We start from the raw sequence: 21,256 nt of genomic DNA, 5'->3' as shown, positions 1-21,256 counted from the left end.
CGAGCGGGCTTGCCCTGCGTTGGGTTGCGAAGCGACCCCAAAAATGGGCCTGCTACGCAGTCCAACGCGGGGCAAGCCCGCTCGCCACGACAAGCCCCTTCGCCACAGTTTGTTTGTTGCTCGGGCAGTTAAAACGCGATGGACGTTTGCACGTACACCGTGCGTGGCTCGCCTACGTATTTACCCTTGTTGTTGTCGTCGAACGAGCGGGTGTAGTACTGCTTGTTGAAGATGTTTTTCACGCCGACCGCCACATTCAAATCCGACAGCTGCGGGCCGAAGTCATAGGCCGCGCGGCTGCTGAACAGCATGTAGCCAGGAATGCGCCCATTGGCGCCGTCGGCGGTTTCGGCCTGGGTGTTGGCGTTGTCGGCGAACTGGCTGCTCTGGTAGCTGCTGTCCACATTGAGTTTCCACGGGCCTTCGGTGTAACCCACGCCCACGGTGCCCTTGTGCTTGGACGAGAAGGGCACGCGGTTGCCTTTGTTCGGGCCGTCTTCGCGGATGGTGGCGTCGACATAGGCGTAAGTGGCGTACACATCAAAGCCGGCCAGCGCAGGGCTCAAACCGTCGAGGGCGTAGTTGATGCTCGACTCGATACCCTGATGGCGCGTTTCGCCACGGGCGATCACCGTGTCGTTGGTCTGGTTGCTGTCGTACTGGTTGTCGAAGTTGATCAGGAACGCACCGATTTCTGCGCGCAGGGTGCCGTTGTCATAGCGCGTACCGAGTTCCCAGGTGCGGGCTTTTTCCGGTTTCACTTCGCCGCTGGTCACGCGGTTGGGCATCTGGCTGTACTGCACGCTGCCGAACGAACCTTCGGTGTTGGCGTAGAGGTTCCAGTCGTCGGTCAGGTGGTAGAGCACGTTCAACGCCGGCAGCGCGGTGTTGTAGTCGCCCTTGTATTTGACGTTGGTCAGGTTGTTGGTCTGCTGGGACTCGATCATCTCGTAGCGGATGCCCGGGGTGATGGTCCACTTGCCGATATCGATCCGGTCGTCGACGAAGAAGGCATTGGCTTCGGTGCCACCGCGAGTGTCGCGGTCGTTGCGGCTGCTGGTGTTGGGGATTTGCTGGTTGGCGGCAATCGGCGTGCGGTAGCGCAGTTCGTGGCCGGCCTCGTTGATGTAGCGGTAGCCGACGCCGACTTCATGACTGGTCGGGCCGAGGTCGAAGCCTTGGGCGAAGCGCGTTTCGAGGCCGCGTACCCAATACTCGCGCGGGGACAGCGAGAGGAACGTGCCCTGGTCCAGGTAACCGCTGCGCAGGGTCTTGGTGAAGAAGCTGTTGACGGTGAATTCGCGGCGGTCCTGCTCATACCGATAGCCGACGTTGAACATCGTACGGCGGCCCCAGAATTTGTCGTAGGGGCGGGTGGACTGATACGGGTCGGCCTTGTAGTCCTTCACGTTCAAACCACCGGGCATATCGGCCTGGCCTTCGTAGTACTGCGCCATGGCGTTGAAGCTGTTGGCGTCGTCCAGCTGGTATTTGCCCTTGAGGATCAAATCGTCGATGCGCGTGTTGCTGTTTTCACGCCAGTCGCCGCCACGGGTGCCGGAGTACAGGAGCGCGCCACCCAGGCCGTTGTCGGCAGTGCCGCCGGCCAGCAGGTTGCCGGTGGTCTTGAAGCCGTCATGGCTGGAAGACGGGCTGGTCTCGGTCTGCAAGCCGCCCTTGACGGTCGGCGCATCCGGGATCGCGCGGGTCACGAAGTTGACGATGCCGCCGACGTTCTGCGGGCCGTAACGCACCGCGCCGCCGCCGCGTACCACGTCTACCGCGTCCATGTTGCCCATGCTGATCGGCGCGAAAGACAGCTGCGGCTGGCCATACGGCGCGAAAGGCACCGGGATGCCGTCCATCAGCACGGTGGAGCGCGATGCCAGGCGCGGGTTGAGGCCGCGAATGCCGAAGTTCAGCGCCATGTCGTGGCTGCCGGTGCCGTTGTTGTCCGGGGCGTTGACGCCGGGGATACGGTTGAGCACGTCCTTGGCCTGGGTGGCGCCCTGGCGTTCGAAGTCTTCGCGGCGGATCACGTCACGCGCGCCGGGGTGTTCGAACACATTGGTCTGCGCCGCGTCGCCGAGCCAGTCACCCACGACGGTGGATGTGCCCAACTCCAACGTGGCCGGCGCTTTGGCCGGCTGCAGGCTGTAGGCGTTGTCACCTTCGGCGCGGGCTTGCAGGCCGGTGCCTTCCAGCAGTTTCTGCAGGCCATCGGCGGCGCTGTAATTACCGGACAAACCACGGCTCTGCATACCGGCCGTCACTTCGGAACCGAACGAAATCAACACGCCGGCTTCACGGCCAAATTGATTCAATGCGGCTTCCAGCGACGCCGGGGCGATGTGATACGGCTTGGCGTCGGCCGCCATCACTTGCGGCAGTACGGCGAAGCTGAGGCTGGCGCCAAGCAGGAGTTGGCGCAGCGTGCGGGCGAGAAGGGTCGGTTGCTGGGGCATGAAGAGCGGTCCTGAGAAGGAAGGATCAAGGTGGCTTTCCTTCTCTGTCACGCGAGGTTTGGAAAACGGCTCACAGGCTTTTAAAAAAGAGCTGGAAATAATTTAAACACGCGCCTGCACGGTCACCCAGTAGCGGGTGAAACGCCGCACTTTCACCGGCAGGCTGACTTCCAGCAGGTCGAGAATCCGTTCGCTGTCGTCCAGCGGGTAGCTGCCGGACAGCAGCAGGTTGGCCACTTGCGGGTCGCAGTTCACCTGGCCACGACGATAGCGCCCCAGCTCGGCGAGGAAATCTTCCAGGCGCATGTGGGCGGCGACCAGCATGCCGTCGGCCCAGGCGCCGCTGTTGGCGTCGGTGGGGCGCGGCGTGTCCCAGCCCTTGCGGGTGAAATTGACCTGGCGCGCGGCCTCGACCGTCAACGGCAGGCCGCTGTAGGTGTTGGGCATTACGTCTACGCGCCCGTCGAAAACGGCCAGTTGGGTGTGGTCGTTGAACTGCCGCACATTCAGGCGCGCGCCTTGGCTGCTGAGCAGGCCCTGGCCGGTCAGCACCTGCAGCGGTGTATTGCCCGCGATGCCGGTCAGCAGGATTTCGCCTTCGAGCAAGCGGATCAGCCGCTGCTGTCCATCGAAATGCACATCCACCGCACTGCCGGTGTTGAGCTGCAATTGGCTGCCATCCGCCAGTTGCACCTTGCGCCGCTGACCGACCGGGCTGCGGTAGTCGGCGGTGAGAGGCGGCAAAATAGGTTGCTGGCGCAGGCTCCAGGCAGCGGCCGAGCCGGCGCCGAGGATCAACAGCAATTTCAGCGCCTGGCGCCGGCTGCTGGATTTCGGCGCGTTCAACGCCGCATGGGCCAGGGGCGAGGGCATGCCGCGCAGGCGTTGGTTGACGCGCTGGATATGGTCCCACGCGCGCTGATGTTCGCTGTGAGCCGTCAGCCATTGCTGCCAGGCCGCTTGCTGGCGCGGGTTGAGCGCGCCTTGCTGCATTTCCATCAGCCAGTGCACGGCTTGCTCGGCAACTTGCGTCGAGAAATTCATAGGGCGAAATAGCAGCGCATGGCCGCTTTATTCAGGTGACGTTTGACTGTGGCGATGGAGATGCCCAGTTCAGCGCCGATTTGCGCGTAGGTCAGGCCGTCGAGTTGGGCCAGCAGGAAGGCGCGTTTGACCAGGGGGGGCAAGCCGTCGAGCAGTTGGTCGAGTTCCAGCAGTGTTTGCAGGATGATCGCGCGTTCTTCTTCGGACGGCGCGACCTGTTCGGGCATCTGTGCCAACGCGTCGAGGTAGGCGCGTTCGAGGTCCTGGCGGCGGTAGAAGTTGAACAGCACGCGCTTGGCGATGGTGGTGAGGAACGCGCGGGGCTCGATCAGCGTCGGGGTTTCCCGTGCGGTGAGCACGCGGATGAAGGTGTCCTGTGCCAGGTCCGCTGCGCTTTCCGGGCAGCCGAGCTTGCGTCGCAACCAGCCGGTGAGCCAGTGGTGATGGTCGTGGTACAGGACTTCGACGGTGTTGGACGGGCTCAACGTGATCTCCCTTCACTACATGGCGGCAAGCATCGGCATGCTTTAGAGAACAAGAATTGTTCGCATTGTAGGGTGCGAGAAGCGCTTCGGCAATCCGGCAAGGCAGGTGATTCATCCGTTCTCTTTTGCTTATGAGAATATTTATCATTAATATTGCGCGCTGATGAACCTGGCGCCTCCCGCATGAAAAGCAAAACCTCACTGCCCGCCTCCTATCGTCTCGCCGTCACCTCGCGCGTGCTGGCTGCTGTCGTCGGCGGTTATCTGATGGCTTCCCTGGCCAGCATTTGCCTGGCGTTGTGGATGCCCTCCTCCCGCGCCGATGCGGTGATCACCGGGATGATGAGTTCGTTTGTGTTCTATCTGTTGGCGGTGCTGTGGTGTTTTGCCTGCCGCACGGCATGGCGTGCCTGGTTTGGCGTGATGCTGCCGAGTGCGCTGTTTGCCACCGTGGCGGGCTTGGGTTTCTGGATGGCACGCACATGAAAGAGGGATTTCGTCAGGCCATGGCCTGGTTGCATACCTGGGCCGGATTGATCTTTGGCTGGCTGCTGTTTGCGATTTTCCTGACGGGCACCTTGGCCTATTTCAAGGATGAGATTACCCACTGGATGCAGCCCGAGGTGCAGGCCCATCCATTGGACGATGCGCGCAGCCTCACGGTAGCCCAAGCCTATTTGCAGCAACAGGCGCCCACCGCTGCGCGCTGGTTTATCACCCTGCCAGACAGCCGCGACCCCGGCCTGTCGGTGATGTGGCAAGACAAGGTCGACCCCGGCAAGCGCGGCAACTTCATCCAGAAAGTCCTCGACCCGGTCAGCGGTCAAGCCGTGCAGGCCCGTGAAAGCATGGGCGGCGACTTCTTCTATCGCTTCCACTTTCAGCTGCAAATGCCCCACCCCTGGGGCCGCTGGCTGTCGACCATCGCTGCGATGGTGATGTTTGTCGCGTTGATCACCGGCATCATCACCCACAAGAAAATCTTCAAGGACTTCTTCACCTTCCGCCCCCGCAAAGGTCAGCGTTCCTGGCTCGACGGGCATAACGCGGTGGGCGTATTGGTGCTGCCCTTCCACTTGATGATCACCTACAGCAGCCTGGTGATTTTCATGAGCATGGTGATGCCGGCGCCGATCCTTGCCTCGTATGGCAACGACACGCGTGCATTCTTCAATGAAGTGTTCCCGGCCACCAACAATGCCCCGGCACTCGGTCAGCCCGGCAAGTTGCTGCCCCTGGTGCCGATGTACGAGCAGGCGCGCACGCAGTGGGACGGCGGGCATGTCGGCCGGTTGGCGGTGAATAACCCGAGTGATGTGAATGCGTCGGTCAACGTGTCGCGCGCCGGTTCCGACCGCGTCGTGCATGATTTTGGCAGCACCGTGTCGTTCAACGGCACCACCGGCGAGCTGTTGCGGGTCAGCGGCGAACAGTCGTTGCCAGCGGCGATCGGCGGCAGTTTCTACGGTTTGCACATGGGCCATTTCGCCGGCCCCGTGCTGCGCTGGTTGTACTTTATCTGCGGCTTGGCGGGCACGGCGATGATCGGCACCGGGCTGGTGATCTGGCTCGGCAAGCGCCAGCTCAAGCACGCTAAAACCTTGGTGATGCCGTTCGAGCTGCGGCTGGTGGAAGTGCTGAACATCGCGAGTATGTCCGGGCTGATGATCGCCATTGCGGCGTTTTTCTGGGCCAACCGTTTGCTGCCGGTGAGTTTCGCCGAGCGCTCCGATTGGGAAGTGCAGACCTTCTTCATTGCCTGGGGATTTAGCCTGTTGCACGCGGTGCTACGTCGAGGTCGGCAGGGCTGGGTCGAGCAATTGAGCGTTGGCGCGTTGCTGTTTATCGCCATTCCTTTGCTCAATGCGCTGACTACCTCGCAGCATTTGGGCGTTTCGCTTGCGACAGGCGACTGGGCGATGGCCGGCTTCGACCTGACGTGCCTGGGCAGCGGTGTGTTCCTGGCCTGGGCCGCCTGGAAGATGCAGCACCGCACGGCGCCCCTGCCCAAGACCGAGCGGGCGCGCCCGCTCAACCTAAAGCAGGAGGCGCACTGAATGCTCCTCGCATTGCTGATGTGCTACGTCGGGTTTACTGCGCTGTGCCTGTCTACCGACCGTCACCACGGCGAACTGCTGAACAGTAAGCCGTCGACCCGTCGACGCCTGGGGTTGCGCATGGTCGGTTGGTTGCTGCTGACGGTTTCGATCTGGCCGGCAGTGGCCGCCACGGGATGGGCCCAGGGCCTGGTGGAATGGTGCGCCGTGTTGATGCTCAGCGCATTGCTGCTGGTGTTGCTGTTGCCGTATCGGCCAAGGCTGGCCTTGATGCTGGCGGGTGTCGGCCTGCTGGCCAGCCCTGTTGCGGCGTTCGCGACCCTTTGAGCCTGCCATGATGATCAGCACGCCACCGGAATCCCAGGACAGCCAACACCGCGATGCGGCGGGTGGGCGTGCGCATTTTTTGCAGGTATTTCTGTCCCAGCGTTCGCAGATGGAAGCCCTGGTCAGCCGGCGCGTCGGCTGCCGCGCCACGGCCGCCGACCTGGTGCAGGACCTGTTCCTGCGCTTCTGGCGCCGACCCTTGGTGCAGGTCGAGGAACTCAGCACCTACCTGCTGCGCTGCGCCGGCAACATCGCCATCGACCACCTGCGCAGCGAAGGCGCCCGTGTGCGCAGCAGCGAAGGCTGGCTGCCGGAACAGCAGGATAATCAGGGCTCCGAACCCCAGGCCGCACTGGAGGCGGGCAACGACCTGCGCCATGTCGAAGCCGCCTTGCGCAGCCTGCCCGAGCGTACCCGGCAGATTTTCCTGCTCAATCGCATCCACGGGCGCAAATACGCAGAAATCGCCAAGGCTATGGGCCTGTCCCAAAGCGCCGTGGAAAAACATATGATGCGTGCCCTCGAAGCCTGCAAAGCCAGCCTTCGCGAACCATCGCCCCCACGCACGCCAGGGAAAGCACCGTGAACGTCACCCCTACGCCCGCCCAGGAACAAGCCGCACTGGCCTGGTTGAGCCTGTTGCACGACCAGCCCAGCAGCGGTGACCAGGCCACCTTCAGCCACTGGCTTCGCGCTGACCCCGCGCACGTCGAGGCCTATTCCCGGGCCCAGGTGCTGTGGGAGTTGAGCGAAGTGCCGGCGCGCGCACTGGCGAACGAGGAAGCGCTGGTGTTGCAGGGTTACCTCAACGCGATGAACACCTCGAAGCGCTCACGCGTGATGCGTTGGTCCGGTGCGCTGGCCATGGCCGCGTGCCTGCTGCTGATGGTGTCCATGGGCGCCGGCTGGCAGCCGTCGCGCTGGGTCGATGACGTTGGCGCGGACTACGTAACCGCGCCGGGGGAAGTCAAAACCGTCACCCTGGCCGATCAATCCCAAGTCACCCTCGACGCCGACAGCGCCATCGCCGTAGATTTCAGCCATGGCGAGCGGCACATCCAGTTGCGTCGCGGAGCGGGGTTTTTCAGCGTGACCCACACGGGCCAATCCTTTGTAGTGGAGGCCGGTAGCGGCGAAGCGCGGGTGCTGGGCACGCAGTTTGAAGTGCGCCTGCAACCGGCGGGGGGCCAAGTGACGGTGTTGTCGGGTCGGGTCGGCGTCACACCGTCGAAGCAGAGCCAGCAGCAAATTCTTACGGCAGGCCAGCAAGTGGCGTACGCCGAGGGTGTGGCCGAGCCGATGCACGCGGTCGACAGCGAATCACGCCTGGCCTGGCGCGATGGCTGGCTCAACTACTACAAGGCGCCGTTGGCTGACGTAGTGAAAGACCTGGGCCGTTACTACCCTGGCCGCATCCTGCTGCTTAATGACGAGATGGGTGCCAAGCGCGTCAGCGGCAGCTTCCCGAGCAAAGACCCGCAGGCGGTACTGAATGCGTTGCAGGCGGTGCTCGGGTTCAAGCAGCACAGCCTGCTGGGGCGGGTGATCGTGGTGCGCTGATTATTTCAGCGCGGCCATGATTTTCTCGGGGTCGTAATCGCGAATCAACGTCCCGTTTACGTCCACGAATGGAATCCCTCCACCGCCCAACGCCTCATACGCCTTGCGCGCCTGGGCGTCCTTCTCGATATCGAGCGCCTGGTACGCAATGCCTTTCTGGTCGAGGAAGCGGCGGATCTGCTTGCAGTACCCACACCACTCGGTGGCGTAGAGCACCACACGCGCTGAAGCCCGTACCTGCTCCGGCGCCACCTGTGAAGGGTTGAACAGCCGCTCGACCTTTCCCCAGTTCTGGATAGCAACGACGACCAGCAACACCAACAGGACTTTTTTAAGGACCCCGCCGAGCATCAGTTGCGGCGCTTGAGCTGGTCGGTCAGTTGGGTCGGCAGGCCCTTGATGATCAAGGTGCCAGCGGCTTCGTCGTACTCGATCTTGTCGCCCAGCAGGTGCGCTTCAAAGCTGATGGACAAGCCCTCGGCGCGCCCGGTGAAGCGACGGAACTGGTTGAGGGTGCGTTTGTCGGCCGGAATTTCCGGCGACAGACCGTAGTCCTTGTTGCGGATGTGGTCGTAGAACGCCTTAGGCCGATCTTCATCGATCAACCCCGACAACTCTTCCAGGCCCATGGGTTCGCCGAGCTTGGCCTGGCTGCTGGCGTAATCGACCAGGGTCTTGGTTTTTTCGCGCGCGGATTCATCCGGCAGGTCTTCGCTTTCAACGAAGTCGCTGAACGCCTTGAGCAGGGTGCGGGTCTCGCCCGGGCCGTCGACGCCTTCCTGGCAGCCGATAAAGTCGCGGAAGTATTCCGAGACCTTCTTGCCGTTCTTGCCTTTGATAAAGGAGATGTACTGCTTGGACTGCTTGTTGTTCTGCCACTCGGACACGTTGATGCGCGCCGCCAGGTGCAGCTGGCCCAGGTCCAGGTGACGGGACGCGGTCACGTCCAGGTCCTCGGTCACCGCCACGCCTTCGCTGTGGTGGAGCAGGGCGATGGCCAGGTAGTCGGTCATGCCTTGTTGGTAGTGGGCAAACAGCACGTGGCCGCCGGTGGAGAGGTTGGATTCTTCCATCAGCTTCTGCAGGTGCTCGACGGCGGTGCGGCTGAAGGTGGTGAAATCCTGGCCACCGTCGAAATACTCCTTCAACCAGCCGCTGAACGGGTGCGCGCCGGACTCGGCATGGAAGAAACCCCAAGCCTTGCCTTGTTTGGCGTTGTAGCTCTCGTTGAGGTCGGCAAGCATGTTCTCGATGGCCGCCGACTCGGCGAGCTCGGAGTCGCGGGCGTGGAGAACTGCAGGTGTGCCGTCGGGTTTTTTGTCGATCAGGTGGACGATGCAATGACGGATCGGCATGGGCTTCTCGGCTGGTTGAAGGGGAGCGTTTGGCCTCCCCGAAAAGTCGCCCAGTGTACCGCACCCATTGGTCAAGACACGCGTCGAAGGTCATTTTGGACGCTCTCCGACGGGGCATATGTCTTTTTTTCACGGTTTAGAGCGATAAAGCTGACCAAATGGGTAGGTAGAAGCGGATATTTCCCCGTCTCTGTGCTAGTTTTGCCCCGTCTTACGCCACGACTCGGCGTTAAGCGTGCATTCAGTATCTGTCAGGTCGAACCAATCCCCGTTTCAAGCATCTATAACCCCGATCTCCGTGGTTATAGCCGGGGGTGCCAGGCCATGACGGTCGGGCTCGATGGCTGACACTGCACTCTGCAATCCATATGAATTTGATAGGGAAGGAACACCACAATGGCTATTACTAAAGACCAACTGATCGCTGACCTGGCTGAAGCAGTAGACGCACCGAAAACCACCGTGCGCGCTCTGCTGGACCAACTGAGCCAAGTTGTTGCAGATCAGCTGGAAAACGGCGGCGAAATCACTCTGCCAGGCGTTGGCAAATTGAAAGTGACCGAGCGTCCAGCCCGTACTGGCCGTAACCCTTCGACTGGCGCTGCCATCGAAATCGCTGCCAAGAAAGTTATCAAGCTGGTTGTGGCCAAAGGCCTGACCGACGCTGTTAACAAGTAAGACGCAGCAAAAAAACCGTGCTCCGGAGCGATCCGGGCACGGTTTTTTGTTGCCTGCGATTTGGCGGGGGCTTTCTGTGGCGAGGGAGCTTGCTCCCTCGCCACAGGGTTAGTCCTTACGCACCCAACGCTGGCGCCACACCTGCTGCTCGGACGGGGTCTGGAAGGTCCAGGCGACGAAACGACTGGTCTTCTGGCCCTGGGACATTTCCACCACCTGGCTCTCCAGTACGCCGGCTTTTCTCAGCGCGGTCTGGATCGCGGGCAAGTTCGATGCTTTTGACACCAGGGTGCTGAACCACAGCACCTTGTGGGCAAAGTGCGCGCTCTCGGCGATCAATTGCGTCACAAACCGCGCTTCGCCGCCTTCACACCACAGCTCGGCCGATTGGCCACCGAAGTTCAGTACCGGCAACTTGCGTTTCGGATCGGCCTTGCCCAAGGCGCGCCACTTGCGCTCGCTGCCCTTGGTGGCTTCGTCCATGGACGCGTGGAACGGCGGGTTGCACATCGTCAGGTCAAAACGCTCGCCCGGCTCAAGCAGGCCCAGCAGGATCTGCTTGGGGTTGCTTTGCAGGCGCAGCTGGATGACCTTGTTCAGCCCGTTGGACTGCACAATCGCCTTGGCCGCGGCGACAGCGGTGGGGTCGACTTCCGAACCGAGGAAATTCCAGCGGTATTCGCTGTAGCCGATCAGCGGGTAGACGCAGTTGGCGCCCATGCCGATGTCCAGCACCTTGACCGGCGCGCCACGCGGAATCTCGCCTTCATTGACGCTGGCCAGCAGGTCGGCGAGGAAGTGCACATAGTCCGCACGCCCCGGCACCGGCGGGCACAGGTAATCCGCAGGGATGTCCCAGTGCTGGATGCCATAGAAGGCTTTCAGCAACGCCCGGTTAAACACCCGTACCGCGTCCGGGCTGGCGAAGTCGATGCTTTCCTTGCCGTAGGGGTTAATGATCACGAACTGCGCCAGTTCTGGCGTGGTTTTGATCAACGCAGGGAAGTCGTAACGGCCCTGGTGGCGGTTGCGCGGGTGCAAGGTGGCTTCTTTGCGCGGCACGACGGGCTTGGCCGGGGCTGCGGTTTTAGGCTTCTTGCGCGGAGGTTTGGGTGTGCTGGGGGCTGTCATGTTGATTCTGGTGTTGGCTCAAAGTGGTGGGCATTGTCACACATCCTGAGCCGAACTCGGGCAAATGTGGGAGGGGGCTTGCCCCCGATAGCGGTGTGGCAGTCAAAAATGTTGTGACTGATACACCGCTATCGGGGGCAAGCCCCCTCCCACATTGACCGTGTTGGCGGCAGTAGATGGGAATCCCCAGGCAAAAAAAAGAGACCCGAAGGTCTCTTTTTTTCACACGGTTTGCCCCTTACAGGCTGGAAATCCGCGCATGTTGCTCCGCCAGCTTGCCCAGTGCCTGTTCGGCCTCGGCCAGTTTGGCGCGTTCCTTGTCGATCACTTCAGCCGGGGCCTTGTCGACGAATGCCGCGTTGGACAGCTTGCCGCCCACCCGCTGCACTTCGCCTTGCAGGCGCAGGATTTCCTTGTCGAGGCGGGCCAGTTCAGCGCCCTTGTCGATCAAGCCGGCCATCGGCACCAGCACTTCCATGTCGCCGACCAGTGCGGTGGCAGACAGCGGTGCTTCGGCGCCAGCGGCCAATACGGTGATCGACTCCAGCTTCGCCAGCTTCTTGAGCAGTGCATCGTTCTCGGTGAGACGGCGCTGGTCCTCGCTACTGGCGTTCTTCACGAACACAGCCAGCGGCTTGCCCGGACCGATGTTCATTTCGGCGCGGATGTTGCGCGTGCCGAGCATCAGGGTCTTGAGCCATTCGATATCGCTTTCGGCGGCCTCATCAATGCGTGCTTCGTTGGCCACCGGCCAAGGTTGCAGCATGATGGTCTTGCCTTCGACACCGGCCAGCGGCGCAAGGCGCTGCCAGATTTCTTCGGTGATAAACGGCATGAACGGGTGCGCCAGGCGCAGCGCTACTTCCAGTACGCGTACCAGGGTGCGGCGGGTGCCGCGCTGGCGTTCGATCGGCGCATTTTCGTCCCACAGCACGGGCTTGGACAGTTCCAGGTACCAGTCGCAATACTGGTTCCAGATGAACTCGTACAAGGCCTGCGCGGCCAGGTCGAAACGGAACTGGTCGAGCTGGCGGGTCACTTCGGCTTCGGTGCGCTGCAGCTGCGAGATGATCCAGCGGTCGGCCAGGGACAGCTCATAGGCTTCGCCGTTCTGACCGCAGTCTTCGCCTTTATCCAGCACGTAGCGCGCCGCGTTCCAGATCTTGTTGCAGAAGTTGCGATAGCCTTCGACGCGGCCCATGTCGAACTTGATGTCGCGACCGGTGGACGCCAGCGAGCAGAAGGTGAAGCGCAGGGCGTCGGTGCCGTAGCTGGCGATGCCGTCGGCGAACTCGTCGCGGGTCTGCTTCTCGATCTTCTTCGCCAGTTTCGGCTGCATCAGGCCCGAGGTGCGTTTTTGCACCAGGGTTTCCAGGTCGATGCCGTCGATGATGTCCAGCGGGTCCAGGACGTTGCCCTTGGACTTGGACATCTTCTGACCCTGGCCATCACGCACCAGGCCGTGCACGTACACGGTCTTGAACGGTACCTGCGGGGTGCCGTCCTCGTTCTTCACCAAATGCATGGTCAGCATGATCATCCGGGCAACCCAGAAGAAAATGATGTCGAAACCGGTGACCAGCACGTCGGTGGAGTGGAATTTCTTCAGGAATTCGGTCTGCTGCGGCCAGCCCAACGTGGAGAAAGTCCACAGGCCCGAGCTGAACCAGGTGTCCAGTACGTCGTTGTCCTGTTGCAGTGCCACGTCCGGGCCGAGGTTGTGCTTTGCACGTACTTCGGCTTCATCGCGGCCCACATAGACCTTGCCCGACTCGTCGTACCAGGCCGGAATGCGGTGGCCCCACCATAGCTGACGGCTGATGCACCAATCCTGGATGTCGCGCATCCACGAGAAGTACATGTTTTCGTACTGCTTGGGCACGAACTGGATACGGCCATCTTCAACGGCAGCAATCGCAGGCTCGGCCAACGGCTTGGTGGACACGTACCACTGGTCGGTCAGCCACGGCTCAATAATGGTACCGGAGCGGTCGCCCTTCGGTACTTTCAGGCCGTGGTCGTCAACGCTGACCAGCAGGCCGGCGGCGTCGAAGGCAGCAACGATCTGCTTGCGCGCTTCAAAACGGTCGAGGCCGGCGTATTCAACCGGGATCTTGCCGTCGACGCTGTCATTCAATGTGCCGTCAAGGTTGAATACCTGGCAGGCCGGCAGCACGGCGGCATTCTTGTCGAAGATGTTCAGCAGCGGCAGGTTGTGGCGCTTGCCGACTTCGTAGTCGTTGAAATCGTGGGCCGGGGTGATTTTCACGCAGCCGGTGCCGAATTCAGGGTCGCAGTAGTCGTCCGCGATGATCGGGATACGGCGGCCGACCAGCGGCAGTTCGACGAACTTGCCGATCAGCGCCTGGTAGCGTTCATCGTTCGGGTTAACGGCCACGGCGGCGTCGCCGAGCATGGTTTCCGGACGGGTGGTAGCGACGATCAGGTAGTCATTGCCTTCAGCGGTCTTGGCGCCGTCGGCCAGCGGGTACTTGAGGTTCCACAGGAAACCTTTCTCGTCGTGGTTTTCCACTTCAAGGTCGGAAATCGCCGTGTGCAACTTGGTGTCCCAGTTCACCAGGCGCTTGCCGCGGTAGATCAGGCCGTCTTCGTGCAGGCGTACGAAAGCTTCTTTCACCGATTCCGACAAGCCGTCATCCATGGTGAAGCGCTCGCGGCTCCAGTCGACGGACGAACCCAGGCGACGGATCTGACGGCTGATATTGCCGCCGGACTGGTCTTTCCATTCCCAGATTTTTTCCAGGAATTTCTCGCGACCCAGGTCATGACGGTTCTGGCCGGTGGCTTCGAGCTGGCGTTCCACCAGCATCTGGGTGGCAATACCGGCGTGGTCGGTACCCGGTTGCCACAGGGTGTTGCGGCCCTGCATGCGGCGGAAACGGATCAACGCATCCATGATCGCATTGTTGAAGCCATGGCCCATGTGCAGGCTGCCAGTGACGTTCGGTGGCGGAATCATGATGGTGTAGGACTCGCCCGCGCCTTGCGGAGCGAAATAATTCTCGGACTCCCAGGTCTGGTACCAGGAAGTTTCAATAGCGTGCGGCTGGTAGGTCTTATCCATGCGCGGCGGGACCCTAGTTGGCATTTATTCAGGAAAGCCGGCAAGTATAACGGGGGATAGGGGAGAGGGCGAGTTGAAGACGGCCTTAAGGTGCATGCGATCAAATGTGGGAGGGGGCTTGCTCCCGATGAGGGGGTGTCAGTCGTTACATGTATTGATTGACCCATCGCTATCGGGAGCAAGCCCCCTCCCACAGGGGGTATGTGTCTGGTTTAAGACTGGTATTGACTGAGCAACCGCTCCATCCGCGCATCCATCCGCCGCTTGATCTCGGTTTCAATATGCGGAGCAAAGTCGTCGATCACGTCTTGCATGATCAGCTGCGCAGCGGCGCGCAGTTCGCTGTCGAGGTGCAGCAGCAGGGCGTCGGGGGTTTTGTCGGCGGCAACGGCAGCGGGTGCAGCGGCTACGACGACGGGCGCTTCGACCGGCTTGCCATCGACCAGGTCGAACAGCAGAGGAATCTGTACGTCGGCATCGATCGAGTCGGTCAGCAGCGGCGGCTGCAAGCCGTCATCACCCAGCAATTGGCGGATCGACTCCAGGTCGTCCAGCAGGTGGTCATCTTTTTTTAGAGGGTTGGGAGTGTCCATCATGTGCTCAAAGTCGTTGTAGCCGGTGATCTTGCAGAGGATAGCCTTGTTCACGATAGAAACGGAAACTCTCCCGCGCGGCCTGACGAATAGCCGGGTCTTCCACCACCACTTCCGCCACACGGGCGAACGCCTTGGCAAAGGCCGGTACTTTCAGGTCGAGGTTGACTAGCAGGTCATGGTGATCGCCGCAGCTGTCACCCACGCCCAGGACAACCTGGCCTTCGGGTTCTGACTCGGCAGGGCCGTGGGGCACGAAGCTTTCGCCCTTGAAGCGCCACAACCGGGCGTCGAGTTCGTCGCGTTGGCCGGCATCGCTGCAATGCAGGTAGATGCGGTGGCCCATGCGCCAGGCTTTTTCGGTGAGCTTGCAGGCAAAGTCCAGGCGCGCAGAGGGATCGGCGCTGGGCAATATATAGAAGTCGACTTGGGTCATTGCGGTTCCTGAATGGCCACACCGTACCCGTAGGAGCCGGCTTGCCGGCGATGAGGCCCTTGAGTCTTGCAGCGATTTCAAGGGCGCCATCGCCGGCAAGCCGGCTCACACAGGAGGGCGGTGTTTAAGCTTTTGCGCGATCCAGCAGGTACTGGGTCAGCAATGGCACCGGACGGCCAGTGGCGCCCTTGTCCTTGCCGCCGCTGGTCCATGCGGTACCGGCGATGTCCAGGTGCGCCCAGTTGAAGTTCTTGGCAAAGCGCGACAGGAAGCAGGCTGCGGTGATGGTGCCGGCTTTCGGGCCACCGATGTTGGCGATGTCGGCGAACGGGCTGTCCAGTTGTTCCTGGTACTCATCGAACAGCGGCAATTGCCAGGCGCGGTCGTCGGCAGCCTTGCCGGCGCTGAGCAGTTGCCCGATGAGCTCGTCGCTGTTGCCCAGCAGTCCCGAGGTGTGGGACCCCAGGGCGACGATGCAGGCACCGGTCAGGGTCGCGATATCGATCACGGCTTGCGGTTTGAAGCGTTCGGCGTAGGTCAGTGCATCGCACAGCACCAGGCGGCCTTCGGCGTCGGTGTTGAGGATTTCGACGGTCTGGCCGCTCAGGGTGGTGACGATGTCGCCCGGACGCGCCGCGCCGCCGCTCGGCATGTTCTCGGCGCAGGCCAGGATGCACACCAGGTTGATCGGCAGCTTGAGCTCCAGCACGGCACGCAGGGTACCGAACACGCTGGCGGCGCCGCCCATGTCGTACTTCATTTCGTCCATGCCCAGGCCCGGCTTGAGGCTGATGCCGCCGGTGTCGAACGTGATGCCTTTACCCACCAGGGCGTAAGGCTTCTCGGACTTCTTGCCGCCGTTGTATTGCATCACGATCAGGCGTGGCGGCTGGTCGCTGCCCTGGCCCACGGCATAGAACGAGCCCATGCCCAGTTCCTTGATCTTCTTCTCATCGAGGACTTCAACCTTGAGGCCCTTGAATTCCTTGCCCAGCGCCTTGGCTTGTTCGCCCAGGTACGTCGGGTGGCAGATGTTCGGCGGCAGGTTGCCCAGGTCGCGGGTGAACGACATGCCGTTGGCGATGGCCTGGGCGTGTGTCACGGCACGCTCGACTTCAGCCTGGGCGGCCTTGATGGTCAGCAGAGTGACTTTCTTCAGGGCGCGCGGTTCGGCTTTCTGGCTCTTGAACTGGTCGAAAATATAGCCGCCGTCCACCAGGGTTTCGGCCAGCAGGCGGGTCTTGCCGTAGCTGTCACGGCCTTTGACGACGATCTCATCGAGTGCCAGCGCAGCATCGCTGCCGCCCAGGCCCTTGAGGGTGTTGAGGATGCCGCTGATGATCTTGCGGAACGGGCGGTCGCCGAGCTCGGCGTCCTTGCCCACGCCCACCAGCAATACGCGGTCGGCCTTGAGGTTGGGCAGGCTATGCAGCAGAAGGCTCTGGCCCACTTTGCCGGCCAGGTCGCCACGCTTGAGGACCGCGCTGATGGCGCCGCCGCTCAGTTCATCGAGTTGCTTGGCGGCGACGCCGAGCGTGCGGCCTTCGCCGATGGCGACCACGAGGGTGGCGGTTTTCAACGTTTCGGGGCTAACGCTTTTTACAACCAATTCCATTTTCGGGTCCCTTATAAAGGTCGGTGAGCCTGGCGTCTGTACGCAGGCTTTAAAGCGAGGCAGCTGTGTAAACCGCCCGCGACAAAGGCCGCAGTTTGAACCTCGCCGGCGGAGCCTGACAACCCTTGCAGCAAGCTTTGTGCGCCCGCACGAGTAAGCTCCGTGACAGGCGCGGTCAATCACAGGATAATGCGCAATCTTTTTAGCCGGCCCCTTTAAACGGGCCGACTCGGTATGCTTGCTTGTTTGGCCGCCTTAGCCTGACAACCCTGGAGTGTCTGGTTTGATCGTCTTCCGTTATCTGTCCCGCGAAGTCCTGTTGACCCTGAGTGCCGTGAGTGCGGTATTGCTGGTCATCACCATGAGTGGTCGTTTCGTCAAATACCTGGCCCAGGCTGCCTCCGGCGCCCTGGACCCGGGCTCGCTGTTCCTGATCATGGGCTTTCGCCTGCCGGGCTTCCTGCAGTTGATCCTGCCGCTGGGCCTGTTCCTCGGGATCCTGCTGGCGTATGGCCGCTTGTACCTCGAAAGCGAAATGACCGTGTTGTCGGCCACCGGCATGAGCCAGCAACGCCTGCTGGGCATGACCATGATCCCGGCCGCCGGCGTTGCGCTGATCGTGGGCTGGTTGAGCCTGAGCCTGGCCCCTCAAGGCGCCATGCAATTCCAGCTGGTGCTCAACAAACAGGACGCCATGACCGAGTTCGACACCCTCGAACCAGGCCGCTTCCAGGCGCTCAATGATGGTTCCCGGGTCACCTATACCGAGACCCTGACGGACGACCGGGCCAACCTCGGCGGGGTATTCATCTCCGAGAAGCGTTTTGGGCAAGACAAGAAAGACCGTGGCATTTCCGTACTGGTCGCCGACTCCGGCCGCCAGGAAGTGCGTCCCGACGGCAGCCGTTACCTGATCCTGGAAAACGGCTATCGCTATGACGGCAGCCCGGGCCAGGCCGATTACCGTGCCATCAAATACGAGACCTACGGCGTAATGCTCGCCCGTCCGGACGTCAGCAACGAAGTGAGCGATCGCGATGCGATCCCGACACAGGATCTCTTCGGCAGCACGGAGCTGCGTTCCATCGCTGAGCTGCAGTGGCGTATTTCCCTACCGTTGCTGGTGTTTATCGTGACCCTGATGGCGGTGCCGCTGTCGCGCGTCAACCCGCGCCAAGGGCGATTCCTCAAGCTGCTGCCAGCGATCCTGCTGTACATGGCTTACCTGACCATCCTGATTTCCGCCCGCGGTTCTCTGGAGAAGGGCAAGCTGTCGCCGACCCTGGGTCTGTGGTGGGTTCACGGCATCTTCCTGGTGATCGGCCTGGGGCTGCTCTACTGGGAACCTATACGTCTGAAAATGAAGAGCCGTCGTGGCCAGAAGGAGTTGGCTCGTGGCTAAGCTCGATCGCTATATTGGTAGCAGCGTACTGATCGCCATCCTGGCGGTATTGGGCATCATCCTGGGTCTGGCGTCGCTGTTCGCTTTCATTGATGAAGTGGGCAACGTCACCGACACCTACACCGTTACCGACGTGTTGAGCTACGTGGCGCTGACTGCTCCGCGTCGCCTTTACGACATGATGCCGATGGCTGCGCTGATCGGTTGCCTGATCGGCCTGGGCAGCTTGGCCAGCAACAGCGAACTGACCATCATGCGCGCCGCCGGTGTTTCCATCGGCCGTATCGTCTGGGCCGTGATGAAGCCCATGCTGCTGCTGATGTTGTGCAGTGTGTTGATCGGTGAGTACGTGGCACCGCCGGCCGAAACCACCGCCCAGGCCAACCGCGCCCTGGCGCAGGGTTCGGGCGATGCGCAGAGCGCCAAGCATGGCTTGTGGCACCGTCAGGGGGATGAATTCATCCACATCAACGCCGTGCAGCCGGGCGGGCTGTTGATTGGCGTCACTCGCTACACGTTCGATAAAGAACGCCACATGTTGTCGTCCAGTTTCGCCAAACGCGCGCAATACAGCGCCGAGCAATGGCAACTGACCGAGGTCACCACCACTTACTTCCGTAATGTGGGCCAGGGCACCAAGGCCAGCACCGAAGTCATCAACGTGCCGACCGAGCAATGGGACATCGCCCTGAAGCCGGAACTGCTCAATACGGTGGTGATGATCCCCGAAAGCCTGCCGATCTCCGGTTTGTGGAGCTATATCCACTACCTCAAGGACCAAGGCCTGAACAATGGCCGTTACTGGCTGGCATTTTGGGTCAAGGTGTTGCAGCCGGTGGTCACCGCCGCGCTGGTGCTGATGGCTATCTCGTTCATCTTCGGTCCGTTGCGTTCCGTGACCCTCGGCCAGCGCGTGTTTACCGGCGTGCTGGTGGGTTTCACCTTCCGCATCGCCCAGGACCTGCTTGGCCCGTCGAGCCTGGTGTTCGGTTTCTCGCCGCTGTTTGCGGTGCTGGTACCGACTGCCATCTGCGCCCTGGCCGGGTTCTGGTTGCTGCGCCGCGCCGGTTAGCCGCGCTTATGCACAAAAAATGCCCCGGTCGAGAGATCGGGGCATTTTTGTTCTGGTCAGCAAAGATGACGTCTGGCCCGAGCATCAGGTACAATTCCCGGCTATTTTTCAGCGGGCAATCTGCCTGCAGCCTTTTTGAGTGTTGATCCGTGAGTGATTTGAGTCATATCCGCAATTTCTCCATCATCGCCCACATTGACCATGGTAAGTCGACGCTGGCCGATCGATTCATCCAGATGTGCGGCGGCCTTGCCGAGCGTGAAATGGAAGCCCAGGTACTGGACTCCATGGACCTCGAACGCGAGCGCGGGATCACCATCAAGGCCCACAGCGTTACCCTGTACTACACCGCCAAAGACGGTATCAAGTACCAGTTGAACTTCATTGACACCCCGGGCCACGTCGACTTCACCTATGAAGTCAGCCGTTCCCTGGCGGCCTGCGAAGGCGCGCTGCTGGTGGTGGATGCGGGGCAGGGCGTTGAAGCCCAGTCAGTAGCCAACTGCTACACCGCCATCGAGCAAGGCCTGGAAGTCATGCCGGTGCTGAACAAGATCGACCTGCCACAGGCCGATCCGGACCGTGTGAAAGAAGAAATCGAAAAAATCATCGGCATTGACGCCACCGACGCCGTCGAGTGCAGCGCCAAGACCGGCCTGGGCGTTGACGAAGTACTCGAGCGCCTGGTCAAGACCATTCCTGCGCCTACCGGCAATTACGAAGATCCGCTGCAAGCGTTGATCATCGACTCCTGGTTCGACAACTACCTGGGTGTTGTTTCCCTGGTACGCGTGCGCCACGGCCGTGTGAAAAAGGGCGACAAGATCCTGGTCAAATCCACCGGTAAGATCCACCTGGTGGACAGCGTCGGTGTATTCAACCCGAAACACACAGCCACCGTTGACCTCAAAGCCGGTGAAGTAGGCTTCATCATCGCCGGTATCAAGGACATTCACGGTGCACCGGTAGGTGACACCCTGACCTTGAGCTCCACCCCTGACGTCGACGTGCTGCCGGGCTTCAAACGCATCCAGCCGCAGGTATACGCCGGTCTGTTCCCGGTCAGCTCCGATGACTTCGAAGACTTCCGCGAAGCCCTGCAGAAGCTGACCCTCAACGATTCGTCGTTGCAGTACACCCCGGAAAGCTCCGACGCCCTGGGCTTCGGCTTCCGTTGCGGCTTCCTCGGCATGCTGCACATGGAGATCATCCAGGAGCGCCTTGAGCGCGAATACGACCTGGACCTGATCACCACCGCCCCCACGGTTATTTTCGAGCTGTTGCTGAAAACCGGTGAAACGATTTACGTCGACAACCCGTCCAAGCTTCCAGACCTGTCTTCCATCGAAGACATGCGCGAACCGATCGTGCGCGCCAATATTCTTGTGCCGCAGGAACACCTGGGCAACGTCATTACCCTGTGTATCGAAAAACGTGGCGTACAGCACGACATGTTGTTCCTCGGTACCCAGGTGCAAGTGACCTACGATTTGCCGATGAACGAAGTGGTCCTGGACTTCTTTGACCGTCTCAAATCCACCAGTCGCGGCTATGCTTCGCTGGATTACCATTTCGACCGTTATCAATCGGCTAATCTGGTGAAACTGGATGTGCTGATCAACGGTGACAAGGTGGATGCGCTTGCACTGATCGTGCACAAGGAAAACGCGCACTACAAAGGTCGCCAGTTGACCGAGAAGATGAAAGAACTGATTCCGCGCCAGATGTTCGACGTCGCGATCCAGGCCGCCATTGGCGGGCAGATCATTGCACGGACCTCCGTCAAGGCTCTCAGAAAGAACGTACTGGCCAAATGCTACGGTGGCGACGTGAGCCGTAAGCGCAAGCTGCTTGAGAAGCAAAAGGCCGGTAAAAAACGCATGAAGCAAGTGGGTAACGTGGAAATTCCACAAGAAGCCTTCCTTGCGGTGCTCAGGTTGGATAGTTAGGT

At 61.2% G+C, this 21,256-nt stretch carries 19 protein-coding genes; 9 read left to right on the top strand and 10 right to left on the bottom strand.

Translation table 11 applies throughout. The annotated features are described in order from the left end of the window. Positions 1-128: 128 nt before the first annotated feature. The 3 genes from fecA to ACR52_RS03055 all read right to left on the bottom strand — a co-directional run bounded on the left by fecA (position 129) and on the right by ACR52_RS03055 (position 3,994). Positions 129-2,465: a TonB-dependent Fe(3+) dicitrate receptor FecA gene (gene fecA / locus ACR52_RS03065; protein WP_048720349.1), complete on the bottom strand. Its 2,337-nt coding sequence runs from the start codon at positions 2,463-2,465 to the stop codon at positions 129-131. A gap of 102 nt (positions 2,466-2,567) precedes the next feature. Further along, positions 2,568-3,509 (bottom strand): FecR domain-containing protein, encoded by a 942-nt coding sequence (locus ACR52_RS03060; RefSeq protein ID WP_048720348.1) that lies wholly within the window; start codon positions 3,507-3,509, stop codon positions 2,568-2,570. Further along, on the bottom strand, positions 3,506-3,994 hold the full coding sequence (locus tag ACR52_RS03055) for a sigma-70 family RNA polymerase sigma factor (RefSeq protein WP_048720346.1): 489 nt from the start codon (positions 3,992-3,994) through the stop codon (positions 3,506-3,508). Before ACR52_RS03055 ends, ACR52_RS03060 begins: the two co-directional genes overlap by 4 nt. A 183-nt stretch (positions 3,995-4,177) precedes the next feature. Here ACR52_RS03055 and ACR52_RS03050 point away from each other — a divergent pair, with 183 nt between their 5' ends. The 5 genes from ACR52_RS03050 to ACR52_RS03030 are packed head-to-tail and all read left to right on the top strand — an operon-like array spanning position 4,178 to position 7,938. Next, the gene (locus tag ACR52_RS03050) at positions 4,178-4,480 is read left to right on the top strand and encodes a DUF3649 domain-containing protein (protein ID WP_048720344.1); all 303 of its coding nucleotides are present in this window, start codon (positions 4,178-4,180) and stop codon (positions 4,478-4,480) included. Next, positions 4,477-6,051 (top strand): PepSY-associated TM helix domain-containing protein, encoded by a 1,575-nt coding sequence (locus tag ACR52_RS03045; protein WP_048720342.1) that lies wholly within the window; start codon positions 4,477-4,479, stop codon positions 6,049-6,051. Before ACR52_RS03050 ends, ACR52_RS03045 begins: the two co-directional genes overlap by 4 nt. Continuing rightward, the gene (locus tag ACR52_RS03040) at positions 6,052-6,378 is read left to right on the top strand and encodes a DUF3325 domain-containing protein (RefSeq protein ID WP_048720340.1); all 327 of its coding nucleotides are present in this window, start codon (positions 6,052-6,054) and stop codon (positions 6,376-6,378) included. A gap of 7 nt (positions 6,379-6,385) precedes the next feature. Continuing rightward, positions 6,386-6,964, top strand: a complete 579-nt coding sequence (locus ACR52_RS03035; RefSeq protein ID WP_048720338.1) for an RNA polymerase sigma factor — start codon at positions 6,386-6,388, stop codon at positions 6,962-6,964. After that, the gene (locus tag ACR52_RS03030; protein ID WP_048720336.1) at positions 6,961-7,938 is read left to right on the top strand and encodes a FecR family protein; all 978 of its coding nucleotides are present in this window, start codon (positions 6,961-6,963) and stop codon (positions 7,936-7,938) included. The genes ACR52_RS03035 and ACR52_RS03030 overlap by 4 nt, the downstream gene beginning before the upstream one ends. Here ACR52_RS03030 and ACR52_RS03025 read toward each other — a convergent pair whose 3' ends face one another. Both ACR52_RS03025 and yejK read right to left on the bottom strand, forming a co-directional pair. Then, positions 7,939-8,289 carry a glutaredoxin family protein gene (locus tag ACR52_RS03025; protein ID WP_048720334.1) on the bottom strand — a complete coding sequence of 117 codons (351 nt, stop codon included), beginning with the start codon at positions 8,287-8,289 and terminating at the stop codon, positions 7,939-7,941. Continuing rightward, complete coding sequence (gene yejK, locus ACR52_RS03020; protein WP_048720332.1) at positions 8,289-9,293, bottom strand: nucleoid-associated protein YejK; 1,005 nt, start codon at positions 9,291-9,293, stop codon at positions 8,289-8,291. The genes ACR52_RS03025 and yejK overlap by 1 nt, the downstream gene beginning before the upstream one ends. Before the next feature lie 396 nt (positions 9,294-9,689). Between yejK and ACR52_RS03015 the strand changes: the two genes are divergently transcribed. After that, positions 9,690-9,971 (top strand): HU family DNA-binding protein, encoded by a 282-nt coding sequence (locus ACR52_RS03015; protein WP_003188840.1) that lies wholly within the window; start codon positions 9,690-9,692, stop codon positions 9,969-9,971. Positions 9,972-10,079: 108 nt separating this feature from the next. Here the strand turns inward: ACR52_RS03015 and rlmF are convergent, their stop codons facing one another. The 5 genes from rlmF to ACR52_RS02990 all read right to left on the bottom strand — a co-directional run bounded on the left by rlmF (position 10,080) and on the right by ACR52_RS02990 (position 16,831). Next, positions 10,080-11,102 carry a 23S rRNA (adenine(1618)-N(6))-methyltransferase RlmF gene (rlmF, locus tag ACR52_RS03010; RefSeq protein WP_048720331.1) on the bottom strand — a complete coding sequence of 341 codons (1,023 nt, stop codon included), beginning with the start codon at positions 11,100-11,102 and terminating at the stop codon, positions 10,080-10,082. Positions 11,103-11,340: 238 nt separating this feature from the next. Further along, positions 11,341-14,187, bottom strand: coding sequence for a valine--tRNA ligase (locus ACR52_RS03005; RefSeq protein ID WP_048720330.1), 2,847 nt, complete (start codon positions 14,185-14,187; stop codon positions 11,341-11,343). 212 nt (positions 14,188-14,399) lie between these two features. Beyond that, complete coding sequence (locus tag ACR52_RS03000; RefSeq protein WP_048720328.1) at positions 14,400-14,780, bottom strand: hypothetical protein; 381 nt, start codon at positions 14,778-14,780, stop codon at positions 14,400-14,402. 7 nt (positions 14,781-14,787) lie between these two features. Further along, positions 14,788-15,216: a DNA polymerase III subunit chi gene (locus tag ACR52_RS02995; RefSeq protein WP_048720326.1), complete on the bottom strand. Its 429-nt coding sequence runs from the start codon at positions 15,214-15,216 to the stop codon at positions 14,788-14,790. Between the two features lie 124 nt (positions 15,217-15,340). Beyond that, on the bottom strand, positions 15,341-16,831 hold the full coding sequence (locus ACR52_RS02990; protein WP_048720324.1) for a leucyl aminopeptidase: 1,491 nt from the start codon (positions 16,829-16,831) through the stop codon (positions 15,341-15,343). A 283-nt stretch (positions 16,832-17,114) separates the two neighbouring features. On the opposite strand from ACR52_RS02990, the gene lptF reads away from it, so the two are divergent. The 3 genes from lptF (at position 17,115) to lepA (ending at position 21,254) form a co-directional block, all read left to right on the top strand. After that, on the top strand, positions 17,115-18,233 hold the full coding sequence (lptF, locus tag ACR52_RS02985; RefSeq protein ID WP_048720322.1) for an LPS export ABC transporter permease LptF: 1,119 nt from the start codon (positions 17,115-17,117) through the stop codon (positions 18,231-18,233). After that, a complete protein-coding gene (gene lptG / locus ACR52_RS02980; protein ID WP_048720320.1) occupies positions 18,226-19,305 on the top strand; it encodes an LPS export ABC transporter permease LptG in 1,080 nt (359 codons plus the stop codon). Before lptF ends, lptG begins: the two co-directional genes overlap by 8 nt. Positions 19,306-19,454: 149 nt before the next feature. Continuing rightward, positions 19,455-21,254: a translation elongation factor 4 gene (gene lepA / locus ACR52_RS02975; RefSeq protein ID WP_048720319.1), complete on the top strand. Its 1,800-nt coding sequence runs from the start codon at positions 19,455-19,457 to the stop codon at positions 21,252-21,254. Positions 21,255-21,256 lie beyond the last annotated feature (2 nt).

The sequence above is a fragment of the Pseudomonas fildesensis genome, from assembly GCF_001050345.1.
GTDB lineage: Bacteria > Pseudomonadota > Gammaproteobacteria > Pseudomonadales > Pseudomonadaceae > Aquipseudomonas > Aquipseudomonas fildesensis.
The sequence above is the reverse complement of the archived record's forward strand: the minus strand, read 5'-3'. Positions and strand labels throughout refer to the sequence as shown.

Excerpts from the sequence above, each read along its gene's own strand:
- fecA (WP_048720349.1), bottom strand. The coding sequence starts at position 2,465 with ATGCCCCAGCAACCGACCCTTCTCGCCCGCACGCTGCGCCAACTCCTG.
- ACR52_RS03060 (WP_048720348.1), bottom strand. The coding sequence starts at position 3,509 with ATGAATTTCTCGACGCAAGTTGCCGAGCAAGCCGTGCACTGGCTGATG.
- ACR52_RS03050 (WP_048720344.1), top strand. The coding sequence starts at position 4,178 with ATGAAAAGCAAAACCTCACTGCCCGCCTCCTATCGTCTCGCCGTCACC.
- ACR52_RS03045 (WP_048720342.1), top strand. The coding sequence starts at position 4,477 with ATGAAAGAGGGATTTCGTCAGGCCATGGCCTGGTTGCATACCTGGGCC.
- ACR52_RS03040 (WP_048720340.1), top strand. The coding sequence starts at position 6,052 with ATGCTCCTCGCATTGCTGATGTGCTACGTCGGGTTTACTGCGCTGTGC.
- ACR52_RS03035 (WP_048720338.1), top strand. The coding sequence starts at position 6,386 with ATGATGATCAGCACGCCACCGGAATCCCAGGACAGCCAACACCGCGAT.
- ACR52_RS03025 (WP_048720334.1), bottom strand. The coding sequence starts at position 8,289 with ATGCTCGGCGGGGTCCTTAAAAAAGTCCTGTTGGTGTTGCTGGTCGTC.
- yejK (WP_048720332.1), bottom strand. The coding sequence starts at position 9,293 with ATGCCGATCCGTCATTGCATCGTCCACCTGATCGACAAAAAACCCGAC.
- ACR52_RS03015 (WP_003188840.1), top strand. The coding sequence starts at position 9,690 with ATGGCTATTACTAAAGACCAACTGATCGCTGACCTGGCTGAAGCAGTA.
- rlmF (WP_048720331.1), bottom strand. The coding sequence starts at position 11,102 with ATGACAGCCCCCAGCACACCCAAACCTCCGCGCAAGAAGCCTAAAACC.
- ACR52_RS03005 (WP_048720330.1), bottom strand. The coding sequence starts at position 14,187 with ATGGATAAGACCTACCAGCCGCACGCTATTGAAACTTCCTGGTACCAG.
- ACR52_RS03000 (WP_048720328.1), bottom strand. The coding sequence starts at position 14,780 with ATGGACACTCCCAACCCTCTAAAAAAAGATGACCACCTGCTGGACGAC.
- ACR52_RS02995 (WP_048720326.1), bottom strand. The coding sequence starts at position 15,216 with ATGACCCAAGTCGACTTCTATATATTGCCCAGCGCCGATCCCTCTGCG.
- ACR52_RS02990 (WP_048720324.1), bottom strand. The coding sequence starts at position 16,831 with ATGGAATTGGTTGTAAAAAGCGTTAGCCCCGAAACGTTGAAAACCGCC.